Annotated in this window: 8 protein-coding genes, 1 tRNA gene and 5 pseudogenes; 7 read left to right on the top strand and 7 right to left on the bottom strand. The window is 35.2% G+C overall.

Annotated features, from left to right (window positions below; translation table 11 throughout):
- The first annotated feature begins 29 nt into the window (after window positions 1-29).
- On the top strand, window positions 30-1,526 hold the full coding sequence (gene gpmI / locus AAGD95_RS03295) for a 2,3-bisphosphoglycerate-independent phosphoglycerate mutase (protein WP_341818193.1): 1,497 nt from the start codon (window positions 30-32) through the stop codon (window positions 1,524-1,526).
- Between the two features lie 298 nt (window positions 1,527-1,824).
- Window positions 1,825-2,745 (top strand): IS5 family transposase, encoded by a 921-nt coding sequence (locus tag AAGD95_RS03290; protein WP_341818821.1) that lies wholly within the window; start codon window positions 1,825-1,827, stop codon window positions 2,743-2,745.
- A gap of 329 nt (window positions 2,746-3,074) precedes the next feature.
- Here AAGD95_RS03290 and AAGD95_RS03285 read toward each other — a convergent pair whose 3' ends face one another.
- From AAGD95_RS03285 to AAGD95_RS03270, 4 genes are all read right to left on the bottom strand, one after another.
- Entirely contained in the window at window positions 3,075-3,926 is an 852-nt protein-coding gene (locus AAGD95_RS03285; RefSeq protein ID WP_410542088.1) for an IS982 family transposase, read from the bottom strand.
- Between the two features lie 431 nt (window positions 3,927-4,357).
- Complete coding sequence (locus AAGD95_RS03280) at window positions 4,358-5,992, bottom strand: ribonuclease J (RefSeq protein WP_341818820.1); 1,635 nt, start codon at window positions 5,990-5,992, stop codon at window positions 4,358-4,360.
- A 208-nt stretch (window positions 5,993-6,200) separates the two neighbouring features.
- Window positions 6,201-7,319: a molecular chaperone DnaJ gene (dnaJ, locus tag AAGD95_RS03275; RefSeq protein WP_265034614.1), complete on the bottom strand. Its 1,119-nt coding sequence runs from the start codon at window positions 7,317-7,319 to the stop codon at window positions 6,201-6,203.
- 82 nt (window positions 7,320-7,401) lie between these two features.
- Window positions 7,402-7,479: transfer RNA gene (locus AAGD95_RS03270), tRNA-Arg, on the bottom strand.
- Between the two features lie 365 nt (window positions 7,480-7,844).
- Here AAGD95_RS03270 and AAGD95_RS06460 point away from each other — a divergent pair.
- Window positions 7,845-7,982: pseudogene (locus AAGD95_RS06460) on the top strand (IS630 family transposase); the annotation flags it as partial.
- Window positions 7,983-7,991: 9 nt separating this feature from the next.
- Here the strand turns inward: AAGD95_RS06460 and AAGD95_RS03265 are convergent.
- Both AAGD95_RS03265 and AAGD95_RS03260 read right to left on the bottom strand, forming a co-directional pair.
- Window positions 7,992-8,090, bottom strand: a pseudogene (locus AAGD95_RS03265) (IS982 family transposase); the annotation flags it as partial.
- Window positions 8,091-8,195: 105 nt separating this feature from the next.
- Window positions 8,196-9,045: pseudogene (locus AAGD95_RS03260) on the bottom strand (IS982 family transposase).
- 15 nt (window positions 9,046-9,060) lie between these two features.
- On the opposite strand from AAGD95_RS03260, the gene AAGD95_RS03255 reads away from it, so the two are divergent.
- Together AAGD95_RS03255 and AAGD95_RS03250 are read left to right on the top strand one after the other, a co-directional pair.
- Complete coding sequence (locus AAGD95_RS03255) at window positions 9,061-9,186, top strand: hypothetical protein (protein ID WP_341818191.1); 126 nt, start codon at window positions 9,061-9,063, stop codon at window positions 9,184-9,186.
- Window positions 9,141-9,428 (top strand): annotated as a pseudogene (locus AAGD95_RS03250) (transposase); the annotation flags it as partial. The gene AAGD95_RS03255 and the pseudogene AAGD95_RS03250, both read left to right, overlap by 46 nt.
- Window positions 9,429-9,627: 199 nt before the next feature.
- Here the strand turns inward: AAGD95_RS03250 and AAGD95_RS03245 are convergent.
- The gene (locus AAGD95_RS03245; RefSeq protein WP_341818190.1) at window positions 9,628-10,890 is read right to left on the bottom strand and encodes a protein TolB; all 1,263 of its coding nucleotides are present in this window, start codon (window positions 10,888-10,890) and stop codon (window positions 9,628-9,630) included.
- 252 nt (window positions 10,891-11,142) lie between these two features.
- Between AAGD95_RS03245 and AAGD95_RS03240 the strand changes: the two genes are divergently transcribed.
- A complete protein-coding gene (locus tag AAGD95_RS03240; protein WP_341818189.1) occupies window positions 11,143-11,841 on the top strand; it encodes a transposase in 699 nt (232 codons plus the stop codon).
- 47 nt (window positions 11,842-11,888) lie between these two features.
- Window positions 11,889-12,772: pseudogene (locus AAGD95_RS03235) on the top strand (IS982 family transposase).
- Window positions 12,773-12,974 lie beyond the last annotated feature (202 nt).

Below are 12,974 nucleotides of genomic sequence, written 5' to 3'. Positions count from 1 at the left end.
TCTCTGTTAAATTCTAGTGTTAATCTTATATGGGCATTAAATCAGTCGTTTTATGTATACTAGATGGCTGGGGAAATGGAGTAGAAAGCAGTAAATACAATGCTATCAGCAACGCAAATCCACCCTGCTGGCAATATATTAGCTCTAATTATCCAAAATGCAGTTTATCCGCCTGTGGAGCTGATGTTGGGTTACCTGGTGGTCAAATAGGTAATTCAGAAGTTGGCCATATGAATATTGGCAGTGGTAGAGTAGTAATGCAAAGCCTTCAGCGTATTAATCAAGAAATCGGAACAATAGAAAATAATACAAATCTACAAAATTTTATTAGTAATCTAAAAAGTAAGAATGGCATATGCCATATAATGGGGTTGATATCAGATGGTGGTGTTCATTCGCATCAAAAGCATATTGGAGCTTTAGCAAAAAAAATATCACAGCATGGAATCAAAGTGGTGATACATGCATTTTTAGATGGCAGAGACACATTGCCGAATTCAGGAAAAAAATGCATTCAAGAATTTGAAGAGAGTATAAAGGGAAATGACACAAGAATTGCTACTGTTTCTGGACGTTATTATGCTATGGACCGTGATAACAGGTGGGAGAGAACAATTGAAGCTTATGAGGCTATCGCATTTGCAAAGGCACCTCGTCATGATAATGCAGTATCGTTGATTGATGAAAATTATCAAAATAACATAACTGATGAGTTTATAAAACCCGCAGTAATAGGTGATTATCAAGGTATAAAACCAGAAGATGGAGTGTTACTGGCTAACTTTCGTGCTGATCGAATGATACAATTAGCAAGTATTTTGCTAGGCAAAACAGACTATATTGAGGTAGCAAAATTCTCTTCAATTCTAAGTATGATGAAGTATAAAGAAGATCTCAAAATTCCTTATATTTTTCCTCCTACTTCTTTCGTTGATACTCTAGGACAAACAATAGAAGACAACAAATTACGACAATTACGCATTGCCGAAACCGAGAAATACGCTCATGTGACTTTCTTTTTCAATTGTGTAAAAGAAGAACCTTTCCTTGGTGAAGAAAGAATACTCATTCCCTCACCAAAAGTTCAAACTTATGATTTGCAGCCCGAAATGTCAGCCTCCGAGCTCACAGAAAAGCTTGTAGAAAAAATTCACTCCCAAGAATTCGCACTGATAGTTGTAAATTACGCTAATCCTGATATGGTAGGGCATACAGGTAATATAAAAGCAGCCGAGAAAGCTGTGCTAGCTGTAGATGATTGTCTTGCAAAAGTGCTGAGTGCTGTTAAAAAGTCAAGCAACACCGCATTAATTGTTACTGCAGACCATGGTAATGTGGAATGTATGTTCGATGAAGAAAATAATACACCTCATACAGCACACACTCTAAATAAAGTGCCATTTATGGTGTCTTGCGATAATCTAAAACTAAGAGACGGAAGGTTATCTGACATCGCCCCTACTATTTTACAGTTACTTGGAATTAAGAAACCGGATGAAATGACAGGTAGTTCGTTGATTGTGTAATGTATCCGTTCAGCAGAGTGGCAAAATAGGTAGACAAGATAAACCAAAAAATCAAGAAAAAGTGAGTTTACAAGTTTACAACAAATGGCGTCATGCAAGTAGCTGACACATAACTGTACGAACATTACAATTTGAGCCTACCAGAAGAATGTCATCCCAGTGCGTGACACTGGGATGGCTTTGTTGCATAGCAACCGAAAAAATCTGGTGGCTACTGACAAAATTCATTATAAATAACCATTTAACTGTTGAAGAAAAAATATGCCACAGAAAATGAAAGTCAGTAACCAAAACGAATATAACAAATTCCTTAAAAAAAAGGGGAAATATTTTTCGTTACATCGATGAAGCTATCGAAAATTGGTATGAAAATAGTCCAAAAATGCAGGGCGGCAACTATATTTACAGTGATAAAGTCGTAATTTTGGTGCATATAATTGTCAATCTTTTTAGAATTGGTTTAAGACAAACGGTGGGGTTTATAAAAGGGTATCTGCAACAAATAGGAAAAAATTTGGCAGTTATCAGCTATTCACAAGCATCAAGAAGGTTTAAAAAACTTAATATTAAGATAAATGATTGCAGGGTTGATAAAAGCAACATGGAAAATATTGAAATTATCATAGATAGCACAAGTATCAGCATTTACAGTAACACTCCTGGCCACAGTAAGGAAAACAGTGCAGATAGAAAGTACCGAAGCTACGAGCAAGTAAGAAAGTTACATGTTATGTTAAGTGTAAATAGTAAAAAAGCTATAGCTGCAAGATACAGTAATGGCTTCTACTCTGACCACTATGGAGCTTGCGATTTGCTTGAAGAAGTTAATTTTCAGCACAAAATAAAAGCATTATATGCAGATAGGGCATACGATAGGCACAAACTTTATAAATTGTGTAAGAAATACGATATAAAGACAAAAGTTCTACCAAAAAAGGATGCAGCAGAACATTCAAAAATAGATTATATGTCTGACAGAAATGCTGCTATTAGGTTAATAAAATTATATGGACAAGATGGTGTAAAAGAGTGGAAAAAGAAAGCAATTTATGGAAAGAGATCTTACATAGAAGGATTTTTCTCAAGGTTGAAGCAAGTATTTGGATTTAGCTTTAGGAATAAATCTGAAGTAAATCGTGAAAAAGAATTACTAATTAAGTGCTATTTGCTCAACAAATTCACTGATATTGGTATGGCTAAATTTGAAATCATTACATAAATTTGTCGTAAACCATCACTGCTTAAGGTGCTATGCAACAAAGCCCACTGGAATCCAGTTTTCTGGCAATTTCATCGACAATGTTGTATAGTGCGCTTGTTTACAATCAATTTTGCTGGATTCCAGTGGGCTTTGTTGCATCGCTACTTATGAAAGGCTAACTATAGTTAGGATTATAAGCAACCTATTGAAAATCTTGTTTTTTTGCAATCAATCTGATCAAATTTAAGAATAGTAATTTATTATTTATATTAATAAACTTAATTCTATTGAAAATAGCTAAAGCATTGAAATTCTTGAATTTTAGCCGGATTAACGCGAATTCTGGATTAAGGAAGGAAGAAAGTATAGGAAATAGAAGGCTTTTTGGATTTGATGGAATAGGAAATGAGAGTAGAAAAGATATGAACCAAAAAATTAACAGGGGATCTATGGCGAGTGTGTTCAATTTCTAGTCTATTTTTTAGGTAACCAAAAACAGTCTCAATGATAGACCTTTTTCTCAGTAAAATCTTCTCATTTAGCGAAATCAATGCATTTTTCATACCTTTTTTCACCTTGGTAACAAGTTTCAAACCTCGGTCAAACAGCTTCTGAAAAAGCTCTTTTGCAATATAACCTTTGTCACCAAACAAAAGGCCGGTTAATTTTTCCGTCAGATTTGGCACAGGTATCCTATCATCAACATTGCCTTTTGTTAGCGTAAGTGAATGAATTTCACCATTTTCATTGATTACCATATGTAATTTGAAACCAAAAAACCAGCCGTAAGTACTCTTGCTTAATTTTGCAATTCCAGCAAAAACTTTGTTTTTGGATATTCTTTTTGCATGACAAACTGCAATGGGAGTTGTGTCTATATATGAAATTCCAGTGTTTTCTGACTGTCCACAAAGCCAATGCAACAACATTGCTAAATGCCACAAAACCCTAGGCTTTAGAGCAACAAACCTGGTATATGAAGGCAACTTTGGAAACTCTGATTTGTAGAGCAACGTTAGGTAATGTAGATAGAAAGTTTTGAAATTTTTACACGGAGATTGTTGATATAGCAGGATTATTGTCATGATTTCGGAGTGCTCAATTTCCGTTGTTCTTGTGGGTTTTTTACCATTTGGCAGTAGTTTACCTGCAAAATTTTTCTCTATATCTCTGCAAAAATCATCGACCAAACAAAACAGTTTGTTATATCTTCCATGGTTAACCTCATCTGTTTTTTTATAACTGCTGAGTTTACCCTGTTTTCTTGCCTTTTCTATTCTCCTTTAATCCAGAATTCGCGTGATTAGTGAGTGGTAGTGAAATTTCTTTTACTCAAATTTAGGTATTCACTGACCGTTCTTGTTATAAATACCAGAATAATAAGCTACTGATATTCTCCATCTTTTTTATCTTTAATCCATCATAGCTAGCGATGCAACAAAGCCATTCCAGTGTCAAGCACTGGGATGACACCCCTACCGGTAGGGATTGCTCTAAAATCACAACGTTCATACAGTTGTGTGCTTGACACTGATTTTTTTATGGATTCCAGCATTGCATGCTGAAATAACATCAAAGAATACATTGTTAACTTCTTACTCAAATAATGGTTAATAAAAGAGGTATATTTCTATACCTGTTCTATCTGGACTTCAATTATAGGTCTTTTTAGTAAATATTCCTTTAAGATACTAAATATTGAACTTTCAATCTTATTTCTTATTTTTTTTGTCGGCTGTAAACTAAACGCTGACTCAACCTTCTCTATGATCCTTTGCATAATAGCTGCATCTTCTGGCGCTTCGAAAACACCAGGTGCAAATACTTTTGGTTTAGCAAGCAATTTATTTTTCTTGTTTACAACTGCTGTCACTACAATAGCTCCAGCATCTCTCATTTTCTTACGCATTTTTATAACACTGCACTCCGGATGACGTAGCAACATACCATCAATACCAAAGTAGTCAACATCGATTGAATCAACTTTTTCTCCGTTCTCCAAATTAACAATATCACCTGGTGCAATCATTATTGCTTTTGCCACACCGCACTCTTTAGCAAATTTTACATGTGCATGCGTGTGAATATATTCGCCGTGAACTGGAATAGACATCTTCGGTTTTATTAAAGAATACATTTCCTTTAGCTCTTCTCTTGTTGGATGCCCAGAAGCATGAACATGCTCTGTTTTTTCAGTAACAACTTCTACCCCCATCTCAATAAAGGCATTGAGCATGTTGTGCGCACGAGTTTCATTTCCAGGAATGATTTTTGACGAAAAAATCATGGTATCACCTTGCTGCATTTTAAATGCTTGATGACTCTTAGCAGCAAGTCTTGCGGTAGCTGCCAGTGGCTCACCTTGACAACCTGTGCAAAGTAGCACCAGTTTTTCCCTTGGAAAATTTACTGCTTCCTTTGCTTCTAGAAACTCAGGAGAATCAGTTAAATAACCACTATCTTGCGCAACTTTCACTATTCTCCATAAAGATCTACCAAGTAAAACTACTTTTCTATTTAGTACTTTTGCAGCTTGGCTTATCGTTTCAATTCGTGCCACATTTGAAGCAAATAGCGAAACAGCAACTAATTTTTTAGACCGCTTTATTATGTTATAAATATTATTATAAATTTCACCTTCTGACTCAGGGTGATGCTTGCTTAATATATTGGTTGAATCGCAAATTGCTGCAAGCAGATTACCTTTATCGCCAATTTCTTTTAAACGCTCTATATTGGAAGTTAATCCAACAACAGGTTTTGGATCGAATTTCCAGTCTCCAGTATGAAGTGCACTACCCATTTCAGTGCTAATTAATATTGAATTTGCCTCAGGAATTGAATGAGTTACATTTATAAACTCAACGGTAAAAGGACCCAAATTTATGCTGCCATTTATCTCTACCTCTTTCACAGGTACCACACCTTCCAATCGAAACTCCTTTAGTTTCTCCTTGAGAAAATTAACCGTAAACTTTGTTGTATATATGGGGCACTGCAATTCTTCCCACAAGTGGGGCACTGCACCGCAGTGGTCCTCATGTGCATGTGTAATTATTATTCCAAGTAAATCTTTTTTTCTTTGAGCAATAAAATCCACATCAGCAATGAGCAGCTCAACACCTGGCATAGTTTCATCTGCAAAACCGATACCAAGGTCGATCATAATCCACTTGCCTTGGTAATGATATAGGCTAACATTCATCCCGATTCTTCCTACTCCTCCAAGAGGAAGAAATAAAAACTCATTTTTGTTTATATTCATTAAATTTAAATTATTAAAACCTGAGAATAGCAAAACTTCGACCTTAAATAAAGAAATTTATTGCTTTTACATAGTTTTAAGGAACTGAGAAGTCTCTGTTGGCTAATAATAACACTATTGTTAAGTTTTCCATTAATAAGATCAAAGAATTGCAGGATTAAATGAAAACCCGTAAACAGTTACCCCTTCATGTCATTTAGCAGATTTCTTATTTTTTTTTTACTTTACTAAAAAACCCTTCAGATTGCTGTTGTACACTTGCATTTTCCTCTTCTTCAAGCGCTTTTAATAGCTCAATTTGCTTTTTAGTTAAATTCTTTGGATTTAAAGTCTCAACTATTACCTGTACATACAAATCACCACGAACATGTGAGTTCATATATTGCATACCCTTCTCCTTACAACGTAACTTGGTACCAGTTTGAGTGCTCTCTGGAACTTTTACTTTTATTTTAGCTCCATCGATTGATTGTACATCGATTTCACCACCAAGCACTGCTAGTGTCATCCTTATAGGCACTTTACAGTGTAAATCTGCTTTATTTCGAGTAAAGATTTTATGGGGAACTATTTTCACGTATACGTATAAATCTCCACTTTTTCCACCTCTTGCTCCAGCTTCTCCTTTACCACTTACCCTTACCTTAGCTCCTTCTTCTATGCCTTTTGGAATTGAAACGGATATATTTACTTCATCTCTTCTACGTCCACTTCCACCACATTTCTTACATTTATTTCGTATTATTTCTCCTTCCCCATAGCATGTAGTACATGTTCTTTCGATGGTAAAAAAGCCTTGTTGAGTTCTAATCCTACCGCTTCCCTGGCATGTGTGGCACTGAACTGGTTTAATTGCTCCTTCGCCACCTGTGCCTTGGCATGTATCACATTTTACATTTGTCACATAATGTATAGGCGCTTGTATTCCTTTAAATGCATCTTCCAAGGTAATTTCAAGATCATAACGTAGGTCTGCTCCAGATACTCCTGTTGTACTTCTTTTTGCTCTCGATCTACTTGCACCACCACCGAATCCTCCACCAAAGAAGTCATTGAATATGTCGCTAAAATCTCCTGCAGAGCTGAAGCCTTGAAATCCACCAGAAGCACCTTCGTGGCCATAACGATCATAGCCTGCCCTTTTCTCAGAGTCAGATAGAACTTCATATGCAGCTGTTACTTCTTTAAATTTTTCCTCTGCTTCTTGATTGCCAGGATTTCTATCAGGATGATATTTTAACGCTAATTTTTTATACGCTTTTTTTATCTCATCAATACTGGCATTTCTGCCTACTTCCAACAGATCATAGTAGTCTTTTTTGCTCATATATAATAGTTTAGTGTTTAACCTTTAAAGATAGGTATTGCATATATTAATTTCAAGTGTGACTTCTGTTTCCTATAAAATGTGGTGCACCCTGAGCGACTTGAACGCCCGACCTTTTGATCCGTAGTCAAATGCTCTAATCCAACTGAGCTAAGGGTGCTTTCATAAAGTTAACTTTAGCAGATTTTGTAGCTTGATTCAATTGATTTGGCTAAAAATAAAACTGTTAATTTTTATCACGCGTGAAACCTGCAAAAAATTGCATTTGCTTTCTTAAGAATCATTTTATGGTCAAGCCCACAACTATACGAACATTTGCTTTTGTTAAGTACAACAAATGGTCAGCGCGTGACTGTGGCCCTACCCAGAAAAAGTAGAGAGAAAGTTAAGAGAATTTTGTCATGAAAATGATGAATCAAAAAGTTCAGGAATGCAATAGTTATACCAATTCCCATTACACGGCAAACAGATGGACAATGATGGAAGAAAAGCCATAATGAAGTAAATAAAATAGTTGAGGTATAAATGGCATTAAGATCAAAATTATTGGATGAAAAAGTAGTAGAATCAGCAAAAGAAATGCTGAAGAAAGTAAGGAATAATGCATATGTTTCAAAAAAACTAAATGCTGTAATTGCAGCAAAAAAGTACAGTATAAACGCGAATTCTGGATTAAGGAAGGAAGAAAGTATAGGAAATAGAAGGCTTTTTGGATTTGATGGAATAGGAAATGAGAGTAGAAAAGATATGAACCAAAAAATTAACAGGAGCAGTTGTGTTAAAAGTCAATAGAAAAATTGATGTAGCTGTGAATAAGTACTTAAAATTTGTGTGGGCGTACTTATTCACAGCTACGCTATTAACGCGAATTCTGGATTAAGGAAGGAAGAAAGTATAGGAAATAGAAGGCTTTTTGGATTTGATGGAATAGGAAATGAGAGTAGAAAAGATATGAACCAAAAAATTAACAGGGGATCTATGGCGAGTGTGTTCAATTTCTAGTCTATTTTTTAGGTAACCAAAAACAGTCTCAATGATAGCCTTTTTCTCAGTAAAATCTTCTCATTTAGCGAAATCAATGCATTTTTCATACCTTTTTTCACCTTGGTAACAAGTTTCAAACCTCGGTCAAACAGCTTCTGAAAAAGCTCTTTTGCAATATAACCTTTGTCACCAAACAAAAGGCCGGTTAATTTTTCCGTCAGATTTGGCACAGGTATCCTATCATCAACATTGCCTTTTGTTAGCGTAAGTGAATGAATTTCACCATTTTCATTGATTACCATATGTAATTTGAAACCAAAAAACCAGCCGTAAGTACTCTTGCTTAATTTTGCAATTCCAGCAAAAACTTTGTTTTGGATATTCTTTTTGCATGACAAACTGCAATGGGAGTTGTGTCTATATATGAAATTCCAGTGTTTTCTGACTGTCCACAAAGCCAATGCAACAACATTGCTAAATGCCACAAAACCCTAGGCTTTAGAGCAACAAACCTGGTATATGAAGGCAACTTTGGAAACTCTGATTTGTAGAGCAACGTTAGGTAATGTAGATAGAAAGTTTTGAAATTTTTACACGGAGATTGTTGATATAGCAGGATTATTGTCATGATTTCGGAGTGCTCAATTTCCGTTGTTCTTGTGGGTTTTTTACCATTTGGCAGTAGTTTACCTGCAAAATTTTTCTCTATATCTCTGCAAAAATCATCGACCAAACAAAACAGTTTGTTATATCTTCCATGGTTAACCTCATCTGTTTTTTTATAACTGCTGAGTTTACCCTGTTTTCTTGCCTTTTCTATTCTCCTTTAATCCAGAATTCGCGTCAAAAGAGCTTTTTCAGAAGCTGTTTGACCGAGGTTTGAAACTTGTTACCAAGGTGAAAAAAGGTATGAAAAATGCATTGATTTCGCTAAATGAGAAGATTTTACTGAGAAAAAGGTCTATCATTGAGACTGTTTTTGGTTACCTAAAAAATAGACTAGAAATTGAACACACTCGCCATAGATCCCCTGTTAATTTTTTGGTTCATATCTTTTCTACTCTCATTTCCTATTCCATCAAATCCAAAAAGCCTTCTATTTCCTATACTTTCTTCCTTCCTTAATCCAGAATTCGCGTTATAGGAGCCACACTAGCTGCAATGGGAATTATACCTAAAATTGTTGCTATTGGAGTAATTGCAACTGTTGTGTTGTCAGGAATCGCTGGTGCTATAGTAGGTGGCGTAGCGGGATATCTTGTTGATGTGGCGATAAATCAATTTCATGGTAATACAGTTAATCAGCAGTGTGCAGCTCAGTAGTTCAAAAATAAGACCAATCCGGTAAAGAAGCATTTGTAGGAGTGGAAACGATTTTTTGATTTTTCTTTACTAAGTCTACTAAATATAGTTTAGAGTTGCTTGGTGATTCTGTTCTTGTAAAAATGATTTCTCTGCCATTTGGTAGCCATGCCGGAGATTCAATTTTATGCCCCTCTAAAAGCAGACGTTCTTCTTTGCCATCTGGCTTCATAACTCCTATGTAAAATTTTCCTGACTGAATCTTTGTAAAAGCTATCAGATCTCCTTTTGGCGACCAAACAGGCGTAGCATATCTTCCACTTCCAAAACTAATTCTTTTAGGTTTTTTACTTTTGTTAGTAAAATCGATAACGTACAGTTGCTGACTTCCACTTATATCAGAACTAAAAACCATATACTTTTGATCTGGAGAAAAAGAGGGAGAAGTGCTTATAGCTGAGCCTTTAGTAATTTTTTTTGTTCGTTTACTACTTAAATCTAAAGATAATATATTCGTTTTACCACCCAATGAGTGGGAAATTAAAAGAGATTTACCATCAGGAGAAAATCTTGGTGCAGAAACAACTCCTTCAAATGCGCTGATCATTGATTCAGTGTTATCTTTTAAATTTTTTAATATTATATAACTTTTACCATTTGCATATGAGATATAAACAATACCCTCTCCATTTGGTGAGAATCTCGGTGTTGACACAAATCTATCGCCATTTGTTAAGTATTTTATATTACTTCCATCTTGATTCATCACAGCAATTTTACGCACAGATTTGTAATTGCTATCTTTTTCTTCAGCGATATACGTGATTTTTGTGTTGAAGTGCCCTTTCTCACCAATCAATCTATCATGTATCACATCCGAAACAAGGTGACCAATTTTTCTCCAGTCTTTTGCTGGAAAAACAACTGACTGAGTAAGTAATTCTCTTTTTGTAAAAGTGTCAAACAAACGAAATGATAGCTCTAATGCACTACCAGATATTTCGCTTAAACTTACTGTGACTACAGTATCGCTTTTCCAAGATTTAAATTCAGCTTCCGCGTCACGTTTTACATTAAATAAGCCACAATTAGATAAATTTGTTCCTATTACCTTTGCAATATTTTCGCTTAATTCGCTTTCCAGCGCTGTTTTACATGTACATTTAGATACAACAAGACCAATGTTACCAACACTGCTTTTTTTTATATCAACATATAAAGCAGCTTTTGTAAAATAAGAAATAAATAACGAAATAAATAACACCAGCTGAACGAATAACTTCATTAGACTTCCTGCTTTGCTCTCTATCATCTCAGCAAACGTTTACTTTTGAAGGTAAACTGCACAACAAACGACGTCATGAAAGTAGCTGATACACAACTGTTCGAACTTCTCGTGTTACAGTAGGTGACATTAACCTCTGATGTCATCCCAGTGCGTGACACTGGGATGGCTTTGTTGCATAGCAACCGAAAAAATCTGGTGGCTACTGACAAAATTCATTATAAATAACCATTTAACTGTTGAAGAAAAAATATGCCACAGAAAATGAAAGTCAGTAACCAAAACGAATATAACAAATTCCTTGAAAAAAGGGGAAATATTTTTCGTTACATCGATGAAGCTATCGAAAATTGGTATGAAAATAGTCCAAAAATGCAGGGCGGCAACTATATTTACAGTGATAAAGTCGTAATTTTGGTGCATATAATTGTCAATCTTTTTAGAATTGGTTTAAGACAAACGGTGGGGTTTATAAAAGGATATCTGCAACAAATAGGAAAAAATTTGGCAGTTATCAGCTATTCACAAGCATCAAGAAGGTTTAAAAAACTTAATATTAAGATAAATGATTGCAGGGTTGATAAAAGCAACATGGAAAATATTGAAATTATCATAGATAGCACAAGTATCAGCATTTACAGTAACACTCCTGGCCACAGTAAGGAAAACAGTGCAGATAGAAAGTACCGAAGCTACGAGCAAGTAAGAAAGTTACATGTTATGTTAAGTGTAAATAGTAAAAAAGCTATAGCTGCAAGATACAGTAATGGCTTCTACTCTGACCACTATGGAGCTTGCGATTTGCTTGAAGAAGTTAATTTTCAGCACAAAATAAAAGCATTATATGCAGATAGGGCATACGATAGGCACAAACTTTATAAATTGTGTAAGAAATACGATATAAAGACAAAAGTTCTACCAAAAAAGGATGCAGCAGAACATTCAAAATAGATTATATGTCTGACAGAAATGCTGCTATTAACGCGAATTCTGGATTAATAGATGAGGTTAACCATGGAAGATATAACAAACTGTTTTGTTTGGTCGATGATTTTTGCAGAGATATAGAGAAAAATTTTGCAGGTAAACTACTGCCAAATGGTAAAAAACCCACAAGAACAACGGAAATTGAGCACTCCGAAATCATGACAATAATCCTGCTATATCAACAATCTCCGTGTAAAAATTTCAAAACTTTCTATCTACATTACCTAACGTTGCTCTACAAATCAGAGTTTCCAAAGTTGCCTTCATATACCAGGTTTGTTGCTCTAAAGCCTAGGGTTTTGTGGCATTTAGCAATGTTGTTGCATTGGCTTTGTGGACAGTCAGAAAACACTGGAATTTCATATATAGACACAACTCCCATTGCAGTTTGTCATGCAAAAAGAATATCCAAAACAAAGTTTTTGCTGGAATTGCAAAATTAAGCAAGAGTACTTACGGCTGGTTTTTTGGTTTCAAATTACATATGGTAATCAATGAAAATGGTGAAATTCATTCACTTACGCTAACAAAAGGCAATGTTGATGATAGGATACCTGTGCCAAATCTGACGGAAAAATTAACCGGCCTTTTGTTTGGTGACAAAGGTTATATTGCAAAAGAGCTTTTTCAGAAGCTGTTTGACCGAGGTTTGAAACTTGTTACCAAGGTGAAAAAAGGTATGAAAAATGCATTGATTTCGCTAAATGAGAAGATTTTACTGAGAAAAAGGTCTATCATTGAGACTGTTTTTGGTTACCTAAAAAATAGACTAGAAATTGAACACACTCGCCATAGATCCCCTGTTAATTTTTTGGTTCATATCTTTTCTACTCTCATTTCCTATTCCATCAAATCCAAAAAGCCTTCTATTTCCTATACTTTCTTCCTTCCTTAATCCAGAATTCGCGTTACAAGCAAACTAGCATAAAAAGTGGTTGTTAAAACACAACGTTTTCGATGAGATTGCAGGAAGGCTGGATTCTAGTGTCAGCTACTTTCATCTGCCTACCTGCAAATTGCAATGTTCGTACAGTTATGTGTCACGCTACTTGGATAACACCGTTGAAAGAAATGAACCGCCTTTTCAAAATTGTTTT

It is taken from the genome of Wolbachia endosymbiont (group B) of Ennomos erosarius, assembly GCF_964026905.1.
Lineage (GTDB): Bacteria > Pseudomonadota > Alphaproteobacteria > Rickettsiales > Anaplasmataceae > Wolbachia.
Note: the sequence above shows the minus strand (reverse complement) of the source record. Positions and strands in the feature narration are given on the sequence as shown.